This is a genomic window from Rahnella sp. P4_A8, from assembly GCF_056402435.1.
On the sequence record NZ_JBFUHK010000027.1, the window covers coordinates 1 to 18,521 of the forward strand.

Annotated in this window: 20 protein-coding genes; 11 read left to right on the top strand and 9 right to left on the bottom strand. The window is 52.8% G+C overall.

Annotated features, from left to right (window positions below; translation table 11 throughout):
* Window positions 1-182, bottom strand: a 182-nt coding sequence (locus AC1DUO_RS14485) for a DeoR family transcriptional regulator (RefSeq protein WP_477987730.1), incomplete at its 3' end; no start/stop codon positions are given.
* Window positions 183-460: 278 nt separating this feature from the next.
* Here AC1DUO_RS14485 and gatZ point away from each other — a divergent pair.
* From gatZ to AC1DUO_RS14520, 7 genes are all read left to right on the top strand, one after another.
* On the top strand, window positions 461-1,756 hold the full coding sequence (gatZ, locus tag AC1DUO_RS14490) for a tagatose-bisphosphate aldolase subunit GatZ (protein ID WP_119261916.1): 1,296 nt from the start codon (window positions 461-463) through the stop codon (window positions 1,754-1,756).
* The gene (gene gatA, locus AC1DUO_RS14495; protein WP_013576747.1) at window positions 1,749-2,231 is read left to right on the top strand and encodes a PTS galactitol transporter subunit IIA; all 483 of its coding nucleotides are present in this window, start codon (window positions 1,749-1,751) and stop codon (window positions 2,229-2,231) included. Before gatZ ends, gatA begins: the two co-directional genes overlap by 8 nt.
* Before the next feature lie 75 nt (window positions 2,232-2,306).
* The gene (gene gatB, locus AC1DUO_RS14500; RefSeq protein WP_013576748.1) at window positions 2,307-2,591 is read left to right on the top strand and encodes a PTS galactitol transporter subunit IIB; all 285 of its coding nucleotides are present in this window, start codon (window positions 2,307-2,309) and stop codon (window positions 2,589-2,591) included.
* Window positions 2,592-2,594: 3 nt separating this feature from the next.
* On the top strand, window positions 2,595-3,962 hold the full coding sequence (locus AC1DUO_RS14505; RefSeq protein ID WP_477987733.1) for a galactitol-specific PTS transporter subunit IIC: 1,368 nt from the start codon (window positions 2,595-2,597) through the stop codon (window positions 3,960-3,962).
* A gap of 46 nt (window positions 3,963-4,008) precedes the next feature.
* Window positions 4,009-5,058 carry an alcohol dehydrogenase catalytic domain-containing protein gene (locus tag AC1DUO_RS14510; protein WP_013576750.1) on the top strand — a complete coding sequence of 350 codons (1,050 nt, stop codon included), beginning with the start codon at window positions 4,009-4,011 and terminating at the stop codon, window positions 5,056-5,058.
* 4 nt (window positions 5,059-5,062) lie between these two features.
* Window positions 5,063-5,917, top strand: coding sequence for a tagatose bisphosphate family class II aldolase (locus AC1DUO_RS14515; protein WP_119261918.1), 855 nt, complete (start codon window positions 5,063-5,065; stop codon window positions 5,915-5,917).
* Window positions 5,918-6,038: 121 nt separating this feature from the next.
* On the top strand, window positions 6,039-6,743 hold the full coding sequence (locus AC1DUO_RS14520) for a GNAT family N-acetyltransferase (RefSeq protein WP_112150852.1): 705 nt from the start codon (window positions 6,039-6,041) through the stop codon (window positions 6,741-6,743).
* A 53-nt stretch (window positions 6,744-6,796) separates the two neighbouring features.
* On the opposite strand, the gene AC1DUO_RS14525 is transcribed toward AC1DUO_RS14520, so the two are convergent.
* From AC1DUO_RS14525 to AC1DUO_RS14535, 3 genes are all read right to left on the bottom strand, one after another.
* Window positions 6,797-7,330 (bottom strand): GNAT family N-acetyltransferase, encoded by a 534-nt coding sequence (locus AC1DUO_RS14525; protein WP_013576753.1) that lies wholly within the window; start codon window positions 7,328-7,330, stop codon window positions 6,797-6,799.
* Window positions 7,331-7,383: 53 nt separating this feature from the next.
* Complete coding sequence (gene ada / locus AC1DUO_RS14530; RefSeq protein ID WP_119262250.1) at window positions 7,384-8,481, bottom strand: bifunctional DNA-binding transcriptional regulator/O6-methylguanine-DNA methyltransferase Ada; 1,098 nt, start codon at window positions 8,479-8,481, stop codon at window positions 7,384-7,386.
* A gap of 96 nt (window positions 8,482-8,577) precedes the next feature.
* Window positions 8,578-9,099, bottom strand: a complete 522-nt coding sequence (locus AC1DUO_RS14535; RefSeq protein WP_013576755.1) for a GNAT family N-acetyltransferase — start codon at window positions 9,097-9,099, stop codon at window positions 8,578-8,580.
* Window positions 9,100-9,185: 86 nt separating this feature from the next.
* Between AC1DUO_RS14535 and AC1DUO_RS14540 the strand changes: the two genes are divergently transcribed.
* Window positions 9,186-9,740 carry a helix-turn-helix domain-containing protein gene (locus AC1DUO_RS14540; RefSeq protein ID WP_112150853.1) on the top strand — a complete coding sequence of 185 codons (555 nt, stop codon included), beginning with the start codon at window positions 9,186-9,188 and terminating at the stop codon, window positions 9,738-9,740.
* On the opposite strand, the gene AC1DUO_RS14545 is transcribed toward AC1DUO_RS14540, so the two are convergent.
* Genes AC1DUO_RS14545 through AC1DUO_RS14555 form a run of 3 tightly spaced genes read right to left on the bottom strand, consistent with a single transcriptional unit; the run spans window position 9,724 to window position 13,451 of the window.
* Window positions 9,724-11,409: a M28 family peptidase gene (locus AC1DUO_RS14545; protein WP_119261919.1), complete on the bottom strand. Its 1,686-nt coding sequence runs from the start codon at window positions 11,407-11,409 to the stop codon at window positions 9,724-9,726. The two genes, AC1DUO_RS14540 and AC1DUO_RS14545, sit on opposite strands and share 17 nt — an antisense overlap.
* A gap of 2 nt (window positions 11,410-11,411) precedes the next feature.
* Window positions 11,412-12,206, bottom strand: a complete 795-nt coding sequence (locus tag AC1DUO_RS14550) for a transporter substrate-binding domain-containing protein (protein ID WP_013576758.1) — start codon at window positions 12,204-12,206, stop codon at window positions 11,412-11,414.
* A 42-nt stretch (window positions 12,207-12,248) separates the two neighbouring features.
* On the bottom strand, window positions 12,249-13,451 hold the full coding sequence (locus tag AC1DUO_RS14555) for a M20 family metallopeptidase (RefSeq protein WP_013576759.1): 1,203 nt from the start codon (window positions 13,449-13,451) through the stop codon (window positions 12,249-12,251).
* Window positions 13,452-13,646: 195 nt separating this feature from the next.
* On the opposite strand from AC1DUO_RS14555, the gene AC1DUO_RS14560 reads away from it, so the two are divergent.
* Window positions 13,647-14,516, top strand: a complete 870-nt coding sequence (locus tag AC1DUO_RS14560; protein ID WP_013576760.1) for a LysR family transcriptional regulator — start codon at window positions 13,647-13,649, stop codon at window positions 14,514-14,516.
* On the opposite strand, the gene AC1DUO_RS14565 is transcribed toward AC1DUO_RS14560, so the two are convergent.
* Window positions 14,517-15,398, bottom strand: a complete 882-nt coding sequence (locus tag AC1DUO_RS14565; RefSeq protein ID WP_013576761.1) for a PhzF family phenazine biosynthesis protein — start codon at window positions 15,396-15,398, stop codon at window positions 14,517-14,519.
* A gap of 155 nt (window positions 15,399-15,553) precedes the next feature.
* Between AC1DUO_RS14565 and AC1DUO_RS14570 the strand changes: the two genes are divergently transcribed.
* Window positions 15,554-16,846: a lysine N(6)-hydroxylase/L-ornithine N(5)-oxygenase family protein gene (locus tag AC1DUO_RS14570; protein ID WP_013576762.1), complete on the top strand. Its 1,293-nt coding sequence runs from the start codon at window positions 15,554-15,556 to the stop codon at window positions 16,844-16,846.
* 61 nt (window positions 16,847-16,907) lie between these two features.
* On the opposite strand, the gene trhA is transcribed toward AC1DUO_RS14570, so the two are convergent.
* Window positions 16,908-17,558, bottom strand: coding sequence for a PAQR family membrane homeostasis protein TrhA (gene trhA, locus AC1DUO_RS14575; RefSeq protein ID WP_013576763.1), 651 nt, complete (start codon window positions 17,556-17,558; stop codon window positions 16,908-16,910).
* A 338-nt stretch (window positions 17,559-17,896) separates the two neighbouring features.
* Here trhA and AC1DUO_RS14580 point away from each other — a divergent pair, with 338 nt between their 5' ends.
* Window positions 17,897-18,505 carry an HD domain-containing protein gene (locus AC1DUO_RS14580; RefSeq protein WP_013576764.1) on the top strand — a complete coding sequence of 203 codons (609 nt, stop codon included), beginning with the start codon at window positions 17,897-17,899 and terminating at the stop codon, window positions 18,503-18,505.
* Window positions 18,506-18,521 lie beyond the last annotated feature (16 nt).

An 18,521-nucleotide genomic window follows, 5' to 3' on the forward strand; every position in this document is an offset into this window, starting at 1 on the left:
GCGATCCACTTTGCCGCCCCTCCGTGAAAACGACTGAGCGCACCTTTTTGTTCCAGCAAACTCAAGTCTGACCGAATTGTCACCTCTGAAACTTCGAAAGCAGTCGAAAGGTCAGTGACCAGAACACTGCCATTTTCATTCACTAAATCAATGATTTTATTGCGACGTTCATAAGTATTCATTATGAGTAATCCGAAAGGTCATATTCCTCACAGTGTAAACAAAAGGCACCTTAATGAGGAGTAAAAATTCCCTGCGCTGTGAAGCATAGCAACTCCGCATGTGCCTTTGCTGCATTCTCAGACGTTATCTTTTCAATCCCCGAGACGCCCCTAAAACGAAAGAAAACGAATGCAATAAACTTACGAAACATTTCGATCGCCATCACATAATGCAGAAAACGCTATTGTTTGCCTTTCGGAAAGGTATGATCCTCTTCGGAAATAAACGGAGGCATAAAATGAAAGACATTATTGCTAAACACAAGACAGGCGAAAGGATCGGGATCTGCTCAGTATGCTCTGCGCACCCGCTGGTGATTGAAGCTGCATTACGGGAAGACTTACACACTGGCCGAAAAGTGCTCATCGAGGCAACCTCCAACCAGGTAAATCAGTTTGGCGGCTATACCGGCATGCTGCCAATTGATTTTCGGGATTTCGTTCTCGCCATTGCCGAGAAAATCGGATTTCCATTACAACGTCTGATCTTAGGGGGCGATCATCTGGGGCCAAACTGCTGGCAGCACGAAAACGCCGAAACAGCGATGGCAAAAGCACAAGAGCTTATCGCGCGTTATGTCGAAGCCGGATTCAGCAAAATTCATCTGGATGCATCCATGTCCTGTGCAGACGATCCTGTTCCTCTGGATCCTTTCGTCGTGGCTCAGCGCGCGGCGCGTTTATGTCAGGTCGCAGAAGAAGTGGCAACTGCACAGCAGAAAGCGTTGCTGACCTATGTGATCGGTACTGAAGTTCCGGTTCCAGGCGGTGAGTCATCGGCGATTCAGCACGTTCATGTCACTGAAGCCAAAGATGCAAAAGCGACTCTGGATATGCACCATCAGGCATTTCGTGAACTCGGGCTCAATGATGCCATAGATCGGATCGTCGCCATCGTGGTTCAGCCCGGCGTTGAATTCGATCACAGCCGCGTGATTCACTATCAGTCTGATCTTGCTCAGGATCTGTCAGCTTATATTGCGACTACACCGCTGGTTTATGAGGCACATTCCACCGATTACCAGACCCGTGATTCCTACCGCAACCTGGTGAAAGATCACTTCGCTATCCTGAAAGTGGGTCCCGCGCTGACTTTCGCTTTGCGGGAAGCCGTCTTTGCCCTGGCCAACATTGAACAGGTATTGATTGCGCCAGAATGCCGCAGCCAGATCCTGACGGTCATTGATGGCGTCATGCTGGATGAACCCGGTTACTGGAAAAAGTATTACAACCCAACATTCAGCCTTTCGCTTATCGATCTGCATTTCAGCTTATCCGATCGAATTCGCTACTACTGGCCTCATACACGCATCAACCGGGCGATGGACGTTTTAATGGCCAACCTGCGTTCAACAGATATCCCGCTTGGTCTGCTGAGCCAATATCTTCCTGCTCAGTTTGAACGGGTGATGAACGGCGAACTCGCCAGCGATCCGCATGAACTTATCATCGATAAAATTCAGGACGTTTTACGCGCATATCACTTCGGCTGCACGCCGTTGCAAACGACATGCGAAGGAGCCTGCCATGCATAATTGCGAAATCTTCGTCAAAACAGGTATCAGCTTTGCGGATTATCACGAAGCACTCATGCATATCGGTGAGCGCATGGTGCAGGAGGGCGTGGTGGAATCGACGTATCCGCAGGCGCTGGTCAATCGCGAGGCTGAATATCCCACCGGCATTCAGCTTGAACACCACGCCGTCGCCATTCCTCATTGCGAAGCCACCCATGCCCGCAGCCCGGCCATTTATCTGATCAGGCCAGATACAGCGGTGGAATTCTTTCAGGCTGATGATGAGGGAACGATTCCCGCGACACTCATTATTGCCCTGATTGTCACTCATCCTTCTGAACAGCTGATGTTGTTACGTCAGTTATTCAGCCAGCTACAGGATCCTGTTTTTTTCGAAAGCTTACTGACAGCGCCTGAAGAACAGTTATCCGCGCTTTTTGAACGGCACATTTTTATCCCGGCACCTGAGAAACGATCCGCCGTTTGTACCTGAAAATGTTCTCAGCAATAAACCCGACGTCTTACCTAAAAAAATAATATTTAAAACAATCTGTTAAGGAGCCTTACCGTGAAGCGAAAAATTATAGTCGCCTGTGGCGGAGCCGTTGCCACCTCTACGCTGGCAGCGGAGGAAATCAAAGAATTGTGTGAGGCGCATGGCATACATGTGGATCTCGTTCAGTGCCGGGTAACGGAAATCGAAACCTATATGGACGGTGCCCATCTGATTTGTACCACCGCCAAAGTTGACCGGACATTTGGCAACATTCCGGTGGTGCACGGCATGCCGTTTATCTCCGGCGTGGGTATGGATACGTTACGTCAGCAAATACTGACCCTGTTACAGGAGTAAGTCATGTTTACCGACATCATGCGCTACATCCTCGATCTCGGCCCGACAGTCATGCTGCCTGGGGTGATCATCGTTTTCTCTCTGATATTAGGGATGAAACTGGGGGATTCATTTAAATCTGYGATTCATATTGGTATTGGCTTTGTCGGGATCGGTCTGGTCATTGGCCTGATGCTCGACTCCATCGGCCCTGCGGCAAAAGCCATGGCAGAGCATTTCGAAATTAACCTGCAGGTCGTCGATATTGGCTGGCCGGGCTCGTCGCCAATGACCTGGGCATCACAAATCGCGCTGGTCGCTATTCCGATTGCGATCGGTGTGAACATCGTCATGTTGCTGACGCGTATGACACGTGTCGTCAATGTGGATATCTGGAATATCTGGCACATGACTTTCACCGGTGCCATGTTGCACCTCGCCACCGGTTCTTACTGGCTGGGGATCATGGGGGTCGTTTTGCATGCGGCATTCATCTACAAGCTGGGCGACTGGTTTGCAAAGGATACGCGTGACTTCTTTAATCTGGACGGTATTGCCATCCCCCATGGTTCCTCGGCGTATCTCGGCCCGATTGCGGTACTGGTTGATACCCTCATTGAGAAGATTCCAGGGCTGAACAAAATTCACTTCAGCGCTGATGATGTGCAAAAGCGTTTCGGTCCGTTCGGTGAACCCGTCACCGTCGGTTTCGTGATGGGGCTGATTATTGGTTACCTCGCGGGATACGACGTCAAAGGCGTATTGCAGCTGGCCGTTAAAACCGCTGCGGTTATGCTTCTGATGCCACGAGTCATCAAACCGATAATGGACGGTTTAACGCCCATTGCCCGCCATGCCCGTACACGTCTGCAAGCCCGCTTTGGTGGACAGGAGTTCCTGATTGGTCTGGATCCGGCTTTATTACTCGGTCATACCGCCGTTGTTTCAGCCAGCCTGATTTTTATTCCTCTGACAATCCTTATCGCCGTGCTTGTCCCGGGAAATCAGGTCTTGCCATTTGGTGACCTCGCCACTATCGGCTTCTTCGTTGCCATCGCGGTGGCCGTGCATCAGGGCAACCTGTTCCGCACGCTGATTTCGGGTTGCATCATCATGAGCATCACACTGTGGATAGCGACGCAGACCATTGATTTACATACCCAACTGGCTGCAAATGCGGGTGCACTCACGGCTGGAGGAAGAGTAGCTTCAATGGATCAGGGCGGCTCGCCGATCACGTATTTACTCATCCAACTTTGCACGCTCAAAAACATCGCCGGGCTCAGCATCATCGGCATTATTTACGCCATCGGTGTATTCCTGACATGGCGTCGCGCCCGTCAATTCACACAAACAGAAAAGCGGGCAGCCGCTTCACTGGCTAACTCTTAATTTTTCATCCCGGCGGGGGGAAATCCCCCGCTTAAGGAATCTGACTATGAAATCAGTTGTTGTACATGCTGACAGCAGAATAACTATTGAAGAGCAACCGGCTCCCACGCTGAGTGCACCCGATGAGGTTCTGGTTCGCATTGCCTACTCCGGGCTTTGCGGATCCGATATCCCGCGTATTTTCGCCAGCAGTTCACATTTTTATCCCATCACATTAGGCCACGAATTCAGTGGTCACGTCGTTAGCACCGGAGAAGAAGTCAGCGATTTATATGAGGGGGATGCCGTGGCCTGCGTACCTTTATTGCCATGCTTTCAGTGCGAAGAGTGCCGCAAAACAGCGTATTCCCAATGTAAGCATTATCAATTTATTGGCTCCCGACGGAGTGGCGGCCATGCTGAATTTATCGTGGTTTCGCGTAAAAACTTATTTAAATTGCCGGAGAATTTTTCACTTCTGCAAGGCGCTTTTTTGGAACCGCTCACCGTTGGCTTGCATGCCCTGAAGCTGGCAGGAGGCTGTGAGGGTAAAGAAGTGATAGTCATTGGAGCCGGCACCATCGGGCAGTTGCTTATTCAGGCAGCCAGCGCCCTGGGGGCTAAATCGGTGACAGCGATCGATATCAATCCGCAGCGCCTTTCCCTGGCGCAGGAAACAGGTGCCAGCCACGTTTATAACAGCGCAATATGCAACGCCGATGAAATCCGCCAGCAAACTCATGAACGGCGCTTTAATCAGCTGATTATTGAAACAGCAGGCACAGCGCAAACCGTGGCCTTGTCTCTCAATATCGCAGGCCCCAAAGCGCAAATCGCGCTGGTCGGCACCTTACACAAAGACCTGACTTTAGACGTCACTACTTTCGGCCATATCCTGCGCAAAGAGCTGACCTTGCTCGGCAGTTGGATGAACTATTCCTCTCCGTGGCCGGGCAGTGAGTGGCGACTTGCCATACAGCTTTTTGCTGAGAATAAACTAAACCTGGCCCCCCTGATCGCCAGTGTTGCCCGTCCCGCAGAGTTTGTCAGGGACGTCACGGCACTGGCTGGCAAGCCGATGACGGGAAAGATTTTGCTGGATATGACGGGAGGCTAAGAAAATGTATCTGATTTCAAACAGGGAAATGCTGCTCGCAGCTCAGCGCGGAGGTTACGCCGTCCCGGCTTTCAACGTTCACAACCTCGAGACGGTACAAGTCGTGGCAGAAACGGCGGCAGCCATGAGTTCTCCGGTGATCCTTGCCGGAACGCCGGGGACATTCAGTTATGCAGGTACAGACTACCTGATCTCGATATGCCATGAGGCTGCGCGGAAGTATCGCATTCCACTGGCGCTGCATCTGGACCACCATGAAGATCAGGGCGATATCGAAAACAAAGTCCGGTCGGGGATCCGCTCCGTAATGATTGATGCTTCACATTTCCCGCTGGCAGAAAACATCCAACACGTGTGTGAAACTGTACGGTTGTGTCATGCCTTTGATGCCAGTGTCGAAGCAGAACTCGGCCGTCTTGGCGGGCAGGAAGACGATCTGGTGGTAGACGAAAGCGACAGTTTTTTCACCGATCCCGTTGTGGCCAGGCACTTTGTTGAATCCACACGCATTGACTCGCTGGCCGTTGCGATTGGCTCCGCGCATGGTCTGTATCAGGGCGAACCGAAACTGGACTTCTGCCGCCTTGGGCAAATCCGTCAGCAGGTCGATGTCCCGCTGGTCCTGCATGGTGCGTCCGGTATTCCTGAAAGCATGATCCGTGAGGCAATAGAACTTGGGATTTGCAAAGTCAATATTGCGACCGAGCTGAAAATCGCATTTGCTGGCGCGGTAAAAGAGTATTTTGCACAACATCCGGATGCTAATGATCCCCGCAAATACATCGTGCCTGGAAAACTGGCGATGCAAAAAGTTGTTGAGGAAAAAATCAGGATCTGTGGTAGTGCCGGATGCTTATAACTGGCCTGTATTAACGAAGCGGGCTAAGCGCCCGCTTTCCGGATTTTTATTAAAGCGCCGGTTGCAGGCGTCATTCCATTCTGATTTTATGGAAGTTCATTGAGAGTAAAATGGAAACGCTATGACCACCCTTAACCACTTCGGCCAACCCATTGGTGATGCCCTTCCCGACTGGCAACCCCGCGAACGACCTTCTCATGTTCAGCTTGACGGCCTCTGGTGTCGTCTGGAGCCTCTGAACGCTGAACGCCATAGTCAGGATCTCTTCAGGGCCTGGCACAGCATTGATGATAATCGCGACTGGACATATCTCTCCGTCGATCGTCCTGCGACCCAGGCTGATTGCGATCTGTTTATTTCTCAACAGGCCAGAAGTGAGGATCCCCTGTTCTTTGCGGTTGTCGATATGCAGACACAACGCGCAGTCGGCAGTGTTTCTCTGATGCGCATTGATGCGGTGAATGGCGTTGCCGAAATTGGCTGGGTGAACTGGTCTCCGCTGATGAAACGCACGCGTTTTGGCACTGAAGCAATTTATCTGCTGCAACGCTATCTGTTCGATACGCTGAAATATCGCCGCTGCGAATGGAAATGCCACAGCCTGAATGAGCCATCAAAACTGGCCGCACAGCGTTTTGGTTTCCACTATGAAGGTATGTTCCGTCAGGCCATCATCAATAAAGGCCACAACCGTGACACCTGCTGGTATTCCGTTCTCGACTATGAATGGCCAGCGTCGAAAGCCGCGTTTGAACGCTGGTTAAGCGCAGATAATTTCACGCCGGAAGGTCAGCAAAAACAACGGCTGGAAACACTGCGTGGGTGAATATTGCCTGCGCTATTCACTGACGCAGGCGGGGGTTTGACCGCCAGGGGGATTTACAGTGCAGTCAGCACGGTAATATCAGGCCACGCATAGATTATGTTAGGCGAGCGCCAGAGTGGCCCGGCATCGGTATATCGTCCGGCTTCGCGGCCACCTAAAGCCTGGTAAAAACGAATGGCCGGTTCGTTTCCTTCGACAACGCCCAACCCTGCGCTGCGAAAACCTTCAGCGGAAAGATGCTTTGCGGCTTTGGCGATCAACAGTCGGCCAATTCCCCGACGTTTAAATGCCGGAGAAACATACAGAAATTTGATTTCTGCCATGTCGCCAAATTCCGGGTTTGAGGAAGCCGAAGCCAGACAAAATCCGGCGAATGCTCCATCAGTTTCCGCAATAAAAATGCCCTGACCGTCAGCAGGATGTGCAAATTTATCCTGCCAGAACGCTTGCCGACGCGGTACATCGAGAGCCACAAAAGCCTCCGGAGGAGCAAGCTCACGATAAGTATCACGCCAGATGGCAACATGTAATTGAGCAAGAGCATCGATATCTTTGGGTTCAGCAATCCGTAAAGTGCAGGCTGGCACGGCATCCCTCGTTATAAAAAAGTTCATGAGATCATAAAGTCTGCTCAGTATAGTCAGCCCTTCTCTTCCCGCGCCAGCAAACTGCGTTTTCGTTCTACCCCCCAGCGGTAACCGGAAATATTGCCACCGGTTTTCACCACCCGATGGCACGGGATGGCGACCGCCAGCAGGTTCGCGGCGCAGGCCCCGGCCACCGCGCGGACGGATTTCGGCGAGCCAATTTTGTTGGCGATCTCGGCATAGCTGGCTGTTGTTCCCGGCGGAATATCACGCAATGCCTGCCAGACACGCTGCTGGAAAGCCGTGCCGCGAATATCCAGCGGCAAATCCAGACCCATCTCTGGCGCTTCCACAAAGCCGACGACCAGGGCAATACGCTGCTCGAAAGCCGGATCACCGCCCAGTAATTCTGCCTGCGGAAAACTGTTTTGCAGTTCGTTAATCAGCTTTTCAGGATCATCTCCCAGCAAAATGGCGCAGATCCCCCGCTGACTTTCGGCGACCAGTATATCGCCGAGAGAAGATTTGCCGATGGCAAACCAGACGCGTACATCACGGCCGCCGGAGCGGAAATTTTGCGGCGTCATACCCAGTGTCGCCACGGAGGTTTCGTAAAACCGGCCATCAGAAGGATAGCCCGCCGCGTGGATCGCCTCGGTGACCGTCGCAGAATCTGCCAGTTTTTCACGTACCCGGCGTGCTCGCTGCGCCTGTTGGTACTCTTTAGGTGTCACGCCGGTTTGTGCTTTAAACAGGCGATGAAAATGATATGCGCTGATGCCCACTTTGGCAGCCAGCTGATTCAGCGTCAACATGTCGGCTGATTGTTCCAGCAACCGGCAGGCCTGAGCCACACGCTGAGCATGAAACTGTGCCAGTGAAATCAGCCCCTGACGGCAACGCTTGCAGGGACGGAATCCTGCCTGTTCTGCGGCTTCGGCATCATCAAAATAGATAACATTTTCCGGATTAGGCTGCCGCGACGGACACGACGGTGCGCAGTAAATTCGGGTGGTTTTTACCGCATAAACAAATTTGCCGTCCGCATTCGCATCACAGTTGACGACCGCCTGCCAGCGAGGATCCTGGCTCTGCACACAGGCAATATTTCCCCATGCCTTATCTTTGATGACTTCTGTTTTACCTGACATTTTATGCCTCACGTTTGCGACTGGATAACTGCCAGCATAAATCGCCGTGAACACCCGCGCCCTCCGGCTCTTGCTTTCTCATTCAGCGCGGCGCCCTCAGCCTGCAACCGGTTTTAAGGGCGTTTCGAGGATCATCTGATAAAAAGCCAGATCCAGCCAGCGATCAAATTTGAAAGCCGCCTGTTTAATCGTGCCGGTATGGATGAATCCATTTTTTTCGTGCAGGGCAATACTGCCACTGTTAGCCGCATCAATGGCGCCAATCAGCGTATGCACGCCCCGTTCACGGGCAGCTTCCACCAGTGCGCTTAGCAGGATTTTTCCCAACCCTTTTCCACGATGATCTTTATGGATATAAATCGAATGCTCGACCGAATATTTATACGCAGGCCAGGCGCGGAACGTGCCATAACTGGCAAAACCCAGTAACGTCCCCTGCGCGTCTTCCAGCCCAATCACCGGAAAGTTATGGGTCAGTTTAGTGGCAAACCACGATGTCATGCTGTCGATATGGCGTGGCTTATAATCATAAAGCGCCGTAGATGTCAGAATCGCATCATTAAAGATATCCAAAATTGCGACAGCATGCTGGCGTTCAGTGCAGGTAATCATTTTCATCAGTCGTTCCCCGGTGGCTTCCGTTATGCACTCAATTCCACTATAGTAGAATTATTTCCACAAAAGTAAACAACGGAACTTACCTCATGTCAATCGACCAATTGATCGCCACGCGCCTGCAGGCTTTGCGAAAATCTCAGGGTTTAAGCCTCGAACAACTGGCCAGCAGTTCGGGCGTCAGTAAGGCAATGATTTCGAAAATTGAGCGGCAGGACAGCAGCCCGAGCGCCAGTCTGTTAGGCCGCCTCGCGGCCAGTCTGGGCGTGTCGCTGGCGCAGTTGCTGTCAGAAGATAACGAGCAGCCTGCACCCTTGCGCCCGCTGGCGCAGCAGGAAGTCTGGCAGGATCCGGATATCGGTTATCTGCGCCGTCAGGTGACGGCGCATGAGGAAAACGGCGGCGCGGAACTGGTCGAAATTACGCTGCCAGCGGCGGCTCGCGTCAGTTATCCGGGCTGGAGCCATCAGGCCTATAAACAACGTTTATGGATGGTGGAGGGGTCGCTGACGATTGATTATGGTGCTGAAAAATATGCGTTAACCGCGGGTGATGCGCTGACGTTCGGCGTTGATTTGCCCATCACATTCAGTAATCCCGGCACCAAGCCCTGCCGGTATCTGCTGGTCATGAGCGACAAATAGCCTCCACGCTGTCCAGCAGCGCCAGCGCACGGTCACGCTGACGGCGAAAGCGCGTTGCCATCATCAGCCACATTTCCGGCGAGGTATCTTCCCGCCGTGCAGCCAGTTCCTGAAAACCGGGGAACGCACCGCCGCGATAACTCAGATCGTAATGGAAGTCATCCACGGAGCTGTAACGCAGGCGATGTAAACCGGCGATCGCCTGTTTCAGTTGCCGCTGCCAGGTCTGCGGATCCGCCTGCCAGTTCGTGGTCAGTTCGCTCAAAACAGGCTGTAATTGTTGTAATTTTTCAGCCACGGTAAAGAGATCAAATTCAGGTGAAATTGTGGCGGCGAGTTCTGCCAGCGATTGCTGCAAACCGTTCAGGTAAGCCAGCGGATCAAGCGGCAGCGCGGGTTGTGTCAGCAGGCCTTCCAGCCAGTGCGCGTGGATTTGCGTATCGCGCCAGAGAATATTCAGATCCACTTTATCGTAAGTGTCGTCTTGCGTGTGCCACCACCAGCCGCCGCCGCTGCCCGGCGACTGACTGTTTTTTTCCAGCGGGACTTCACGAAAGGCAAAATGCAGTGGCAGACCGCACCCCCAGAATGACTGATCGCCGCCTTTGCCCAGGGGGGTAATGCGCTGCGCCGGTTCACCGGTCACGGCTTTCACCGCCGCATTTAAAAAGGTCTGTGATTCCGCACCACTGGCATTGAGCACAACATTCACCGCATCCTTACACCCCGGCGAATCGACGTTAATATGCGCCACGCAATGCTGTTTCAGTTGCTGGCGGTAGTTGTCAGCGTACCAGGCCGAGCCACCATAACGGGCATTGGAATGGCCGGGCCACCAGATAATCCGCAGTCCGCGCAGCAACGTTTGTGGTTGCTGATGAATATGAATTGCCATCGCCAGACAAAGCGCATTACCGGTCGCGTTATCCGTGACGCCTTCGTGCCAGGAATCATAATGTGAGGAAAGGAGAACGAACTCCGGCGAACTGCCGGGAATTTCCACCACCGGCATGCTGCATTCAGCAACGTGAAAATTCAGTTCCGTGGCGATTTCCAGCGTCATCAGCGGGTGTTGCTGATACTGCGCCAGCAAACGCTGACCATCCTGATGATTAACGGAAATCACCGGCAAGCGCGGATAACGCAGAAAATCATCCGGTTCCGGCGTCCCCCAGACCGGCCCGACGGTTTCTTCATGCAGTGCGGTTTCAGCCGACCCCCAGATATGGATAAGTCCGGCGGCACCTGCAGCGCACAGGCGTTGCACGTAATCTTCAAAGCCCTGCCCCGCAATCACAATTTTGCCTTTTACGTCCTGCGCCCAACGTTGCCATTCAAGATCGGTACGCGGCTGACAGGCGCCGTCATCGTGATAACCCTGTGCTTCCACGCCCTGCGGAAAATGGGCCGAGAACGAACGGGTTTTGGCGTCGCACTGCCATTGCGGAAATTCAGGCAGCCGCAATCTTCCGGCCAGGGGATCGCTGAGATACAGCGGGCACTGCATCAGCCGCGCATCCAGTCCGTGATCCTGCAACACAGACACCATGTGCTGCGCCGCCCGTTGTGCATCATCGCAGCCGGAAAGCCGGTGCAACCCGGAAAACTCGCGCAACAGGTCATCCATCAGCGGTAACAAATGCTCACGAACAGGCGGGCACAAACTCATGATTATTTAGCCTTTTCCTGATGAACGGATATATCCAGCGGACCGAAGTATTGCGTCTTAATCTTTTCCCAGGTGCCGTCGGCAATGATTTTCGCCAGCCCGTCATTGAGCAGTTTTTTGATATGGTCGTCGCCTTTACGCAGACCGTACGACGAACCGATACTGAACAGTTTGTCGTCGCGCACTTCCGGGCCGGTCAGGGTAAAATTCTTGCCTTCCGGTTTGTTGAGGAAACCAAAGGTCACCGCCACCGCCGGGCTGAGCGCGCCGTCTAAACGACCGGCCACCAGATCCTGATAAATGGTGTCCTGATCGGCATATGCCACCACATCCACCCCTTTCGGCTGCCAGAAAGTATTGGCATACATTTCCTGAATCGACCCCTGCTGAACCGCGATACGCTTGCCCTGCAACGATTCCGGCGTCGGCAACAGCGGACTGCCTTTTTGCACCACCAGTTTGGTCGGAATGTGATACACAAAATCGCTGAAGTCGATCACTTTGCGACGTTTTTCGGTCGCACCCTGCGGCGAAATGAAATCCACTTTTTTGGCGATCAGCGAAGGAATTTCAGCGTCAAAGCTGCTGACCACATAGTCACATTTCACTTTCATCTCTTTGCAGATGGCATTGGTGACGTCAATTTCAAAGCCGGTCGGCGTGCCCGCCGCATCACGGAACTGGAATGGCGGATAACTTAAATCTGCGCCGACACGCAAAGTTTCGCCTTCGGCATGTGCCAGCGCACTGCCAAACGTCAGGGCCATAACGGCAGCCGCCAGTGTTTTTTTCATCATTATCCTGTCCTCTTACCCAAGGTTATTATTTTGATTGTTAAGTTAAAAATGAGACTTCCAGTTTAAAAACTCTTCCCGCACGGCCTGAAGTTTTGCGCCGTCCTGACATAAATCCACTGTCGTCATCGCCAGCGCTTTTGCCGCCTGCAACATGGCCTGCAAACCGGCCCCGGAACCGGCCGCTTTGGCAAATTCCGGTGTATGCGGCAGCACATCACCGATACGGATATACGGGTGGATCGCCGCTGTTATCTGACTGACATTGCCGATATCCGAAGAACCGATCCCGCCACTGAGCGGCGGCGGAACCACTTCCACACCCAGAATGTCCAGATTCTGTTTAAAGTATTCCGCCAGCGTCAGATTGTTATTGCGCTCGGCGTAGGTCAGCCCTTCTTCAACTTCCAGCCGCGCACCGGCCATCAGCGCCGCGCCCTGTGCCGCATCAAACACTTTTTGTTTAACAATGCTCAGCCCTCTGACCGTACTGGCCCGCATCAGGAACTTCGCCTCCGCATAAGCCGGAACAATATTGGTCGCGCTGCCGCCGTCGGAAATGATGCCGTGCACGCGCACATCGTCGGTGAACATTTGACGCAGGGCGTTAATGCCGTTGAAAGTGTGGATCACCGCATCGAGTGCGCTGATGCCGTTTTGGGGTGCCGACGCCGCATGCGCCGCTTTGCCATAGAACTTAAACACCGCATCGACACACGCCAGCCCGCCGCGCACCACCATGGTTTTGTCGCGCGGATGGAACATCATTACGGCGTCCACATGGTCGAAAATGCCTTTCTCGCTGAGAATAATTTTGCCGCCGCCCTCTTCTTCTGCCGGTGTGCCGATCACTTCCAGCCTGCCGGTCAGCAGATGCGATTGCTGTTTCAGCGCCAGCGCGGCCGTCACGGATGCCGTGCCAATCAGGTTATGTCCGCAGGCATGCCCCAGATCCTTCAGCGCATCGTATTCCGCCAGCAACGCGATCACCGGCCCCGGCTTGCCACTGTCATAGGTTGCGCGAAACGCCGTCGCCAGGCCGCCAGGTTGTTCCTCAATCTCAAACCCCGCCGCGCGCAGTGGTGCAATCAGTGCCGCTGCGGATTCGACTTCCTCAAAGCTGAGTTCAGGGTTGGCATGAATATTCATCGCCAGCGCGCTGGCCTGCGCGGCGAGTGAATCCACAGCCGCAATAATCTGAGTTTTCGGTTCCCCGGCGTGATGAACTGATGTAGTGCAATTCGACATGTTTATTCCCTGCGATGGTGCAAAAACCAAAAATTATTTTCGGATGAATACAATCTGGCACTGCGATAAGACGTCTCTGTGCCTTACAGAAATAGGGCTTTTGACGTTTTCGGTCAAATTGAGCCTTTTTATCTGTTGCGTCTTTTACGCAAAAATTATTTTATGGCTGAGGGATTTTACTGGCGGCGGAAAACGATGAACGAGAAAGACTGGCTGATATTGCGGGCGGTATATCAGCATAAAAACATTACCCGGGCGGCAGAGCAGCTTTATACCTCGCAGCCCGCGCTCAGTTACCGTTTGCGCCAGATTGAACGCAAGCTGGCGATCCGTCTGTTTGAAGAAGGACAAAAAGGACTGGTTTTCAGCGCGCAGGGGGAATATCTCGCGCAATACGCGTTGACCGTGCTCAACGATTTACAGCAACTGAAACTCAATCTGCACAGTCTGGATCAGGAACAGCAGGGAGAGATTTCGCTGGGCGTGTCGAGCAACTATGCAGCGTACCGTCTGCCACCATTACTCAGCCAGTTCCGGCAGACGCATCCGGGGATCCGCGTGAATCTGATGAGTGGTTTTAGCGAGGAAATCATTCAGAAACTGTTGCGCGGGGAAATTGATATGGCGCTGGTCAAGGACGATTTTAACTGGAAGGAAGGCAAGCATCTGATTGAGGAAGATGATTACGTACTGATCAACAGTCAGGATTTTGATTTCGCCCTGCTGCCGCACATGCCACAGATAAAAATTCATCACGGCCCGCACGTGACACAACTGATTGAGCGCTGGTGGAATGCCAACTTTTCCCATGCGCCGACTATCACGATGGAAGTCGACAAACTGGAAGTGTGCATGGCGATGGTGGAACACGGGCTGGGTTACGCGATTGTCGCCACTTATTTACCGCTGCCGGAGCATTTTTACCGCCGCCCGATTAACGTGGACGGCGCGACGGTAAAAAACCGCACCTGGCTGCTGCACCGCCATAACCTGAACGCCACGCCGTACATGCAGGCGTTTATTCATCTGTTACAGACGGCACAGCACGGGCTGACGCCCCGCTGATCAGAGATCTAACGTGCCGTCGATCAGCGTACAGGTATCGCCACCGATCCAGGGTTCGCCATCCACAAACGTGACCGTCACGCGGCCATCGCGCTGGAGTTTGGTGCCCTGCCGCACGCGGTAGGTTTGTGCCATGTGAGCGCCATCCGGGAAATTCGCCGCTTTCAGCACCCGGGCCAGACAGGCATTGGCGCTGCCGGTGACCGGATCTTCTTTCAGCACACCGTCCTCATCGATAATCGCCCGCACTTCATAATCCGCCGGGCCATTTTTATCGTGTAAACCGTACACCGCGATACCGTTAATCCCGAGTTGTTTTTGTAGCTGGCTGACTGCTGCGGCATCGGCGGTGATGTTCAGGCAATCCTGCGCACTTTCCATCCGTACGACCAGCCAGATGATGCCCATATCAACCGCAACCGGCATGACATCAGCCTGAATATTACCGCCGCGCAGCGCGGTTTCCAGCAAGGTGTGATGTTCAGCCGCCAGCGGTTTCATCTGCGCAGGCGGCGCGGAAAATGCCTGACCGCCATATGCCAGTTGCTTCACCTGCACCAGCCCGACACCGCATTCCTGCACCAGATATCCCGCGTTTTTTGGCTTCAGCCCGCTTTGCAACAGCGCGTACGCCGTGCCCAGCGTCGGATGTCCGGCGAACGGCAGCTCTTTGTCGGTCGTAAAAATCCGCACACGGTAATCCGCTTCGGGTGAAACCGGTTTGAGCACAAACGCCGTTTCCGCCAGATTGGTCCAGCGGGCCATCGCAAACATTTCGGCATCCGTCAGTCCTTCCGAATCCAATATCACGGCCAATGCATTGCCTTTGAGTGGCTCAGCGGTGAACACATCAACTTGTTTAAAACGGCGCAGGCGGGTCATAGCAAATCCTTTTAAATCATTAAGAAAGAGAGGGCAAACTGACTGAGTTTAGGAATATTTCGATAAGTTATCGAGAAAAATGTCAGCCGCTGTCGGCTGACCTATGCTTAATAACGTCGTTTCCAAAATATCCTAAAAACATAAGGAACAGAAAGATGCCCGTGAAGGATTTAATTGGTATTGGTATCGGCCCCTTTAATTTAAGTCTCGCCGCCATGGCAAAAGACACAGAAAAACTCAACGCCGCTTTCTTTGATGCTAACCCGGAATTCAGCTGGCATCCCGGTATGTTATTACCCACGGCGACCATGCAGACCTACGTCCTGCAGGATCTGGTCACTACCGTTGCGCCGCGCAGCGAATTTTCGTTTATTAATTATCTGGTTGATCAGAAGAAGATTTACCGTTTTCTGGCCACGGAACAGCTGATCATCAGCCGCGATGAGTTTTCCGACTATCTGCGCTGGGCGTGTGACCGCATTGCGGGTTTGCATTTTTCCGAACCGGTTGAGCGCATTGATTTCGACGATAAGCGACAGGAATTTATCGTACAGAGTGAAAAAGGCGAGCACCGCGCGCGCAATATTTGCCTCGGCACCGGCCATGCGCCGTGGATCCCAAAACCGGCACGGGCGGCGCTGGGTGATAACTGTTTTCACGCCGCAGAAATAGAACTACGTGAGCCAGATTTCACCGGTAAACGTGTGGTTGTTGTCGGCGGCGGACAAAGCGGTGCCGACATCGTTCTCAACGCGCTGAGCGGCCACTGGGGCGAGTTCACCGAACTGAGCTGGATATCACGACGCCCTAATTTCCAGCCGCTGGATGAATCCATTTTCACCAATGAGTATTTCACGCCGGAGTATGTGAATTACTTTTATACGCTGCCGGAAGAGGTGCGCGAGCAGGAAATCGAAACACAAAAACTGCCCTCTGATGGCATCAGTTATCACACGCTCGAAGACATCTACAAGCAGCTTTATCACCGTTTCGATGTGCTGCATCAGCGGCGTAACGTGCGTTTGTTGCCGCACCGTGCACTGGATCATATCGTGCGTAATGCGGCCGGCGATTTCAGTTTGCAGGCAAAACACGGGCTGGAAAAATGCGAGGAACATTTCAGTGCCGATATTGTGATCCTGGCAACCGGCTACCGTCCCGGTTTGCCGGATTATCTCGAGCCATTGCTGGATCGTATTCCTTATGACCGCGAGCAGCATCTGCCGCTGCAGCCGAATTTCAATCTGCGCTGGGACGGCCCGGAGCAGAACCGCATTTACGCGGTGAATGCCGGTATTCACAGCCACGGCAGCGCCGAGGGGCAACTGACACTGACTGCGTGGCGATCGGCGAAAATTCTCAATCATCTGCTGGGCGAAGCGCATTACGATCTGCGGCCGGTGCCTTCACTGGTGCAATGGTGGTCGGACGACGCGGGTAAGAAATAGCAGGCACAAAAAAGCGGAGCATCAGGCTCCGCTTTTCCTTTACTGAATTGAATTAAACACATCAGACATAAAAATAGATGGCTAAAAAGTGGCAGGCGCTGCCGCCAAGCACAAATCCGTGCCAGATCGCGTGGCCGAACCGAAAACGTTTCGAGGCGTAGAAAATAACGCCCAGCGTGTATATCACGCCGCCCAGCGCCAGCAATATCACACCGCCAAGAGAAAGTGTGGTCGCAAGCTGGTAAATCACAATCAGTGACAGCCAGCCCATCGTCAGATAGGTGACCAGCGAAAGCACCTCAAAACGGTGCGCGAATGCCAGTTTAAAAATCACGCCGAACAGTGCCAGCCCCCAGATCACCGCCATTAATCCTTTTGCCAGCGGGGAGTTAAGCCCGATCAGCAGGAACGGCGTGTAGGTTCCGGCGATCAGCAAATAAATCGCGCAGTGATCAAGTTTTTTCAGCCAGTATTTGGCTTTCTGATGCGGTATCGCGTGATACAGCGTGGAGGCCAGATACAGCAAAATCATGCTGCCGCCGTACAAACTATAACTGGTGATCGCCATGGCGCTGGCGTTATCGCCTGTCGCCTGAACCAGTAACAACACCAGTCCGACAATCCCGAAAACCAGACCAACGCCGTGACTCAGGCTGTTGGCAATTTCTTCGGCCCACGGATATCCCTGTGGGGATGGAGACAACTTACCCATACGTTGAGAATCCTCAAGACAAAAAAGGGAAAATGATTGTTAATAAAACGGTTCAACAGAATCAGATTAACTGAGAACCATTCCAGTGTACATCTGTAAGCTTAAAATGAGTATTATCTGATGTAACAGTCTCTTAGGCAGATCATCATTTCATTCACCCCGTTGTGTGAAGCCCTTCAATTCATTCAATTTGTTTATAATTCATTCAGATTACATTTTTGAGACACATGCATTTTCCGCACCCAAAAACATGATTTTTTTATATCAAGCGACTAAGGTGTAGCGGAAAAGTGAAATAACGCCGTTTACCATGCCGTCAATATGACTAAGGTTTTAGTATGTCTGCAGCCACTACCCCGCTGAATTTCGGCGCAATGACCGAAGTTTTTCAGTTCCTGATGGAAATCGACAAACTGAAAAGCGTGCAACGTCGCACCAAAGTGTTAGGCACTGAGCGTCAGGAAAACTCCGCAGAACATAGCTGGCATTTCGCCGTGGCAGCAATGTCCCTGGCCCCTTTCGCACCGGAAGGCGTTGATATCAATAAAGTCATCCGTATGGCTTTGATCCACGACATCGTCGAAATCGATGCCGGTGATGTGCTGGTTTACGATCTCGCTGCCCGCGCAGCAGTTCACGATCAGGAAATCATTGCCGCGAAACGCCTGTTCGGCCTGCTGCCTGCACCGCTGAACACACAATTCCTGGATTTGTGGAATGAATACGAAGCGGGTGAAACCCCGGAAGCGCGCTTTGCGCTGGTGATCGACCGCGTGATGCCGATGATCATGAACCTGAATAATCAGGGGCAGAGCTGGGTGGAGAACAATATCCGTCTGGAGCAGGTGTTAGCCCGTAATGCCTTTATCGCCGATATCCATCCTGAACTGTGGCTGCATATCCGCAGTCATCTGGATAACGCCCATCAGCAGGGCTGGCTGAAGTAATTTTTTTGCTCCTTCC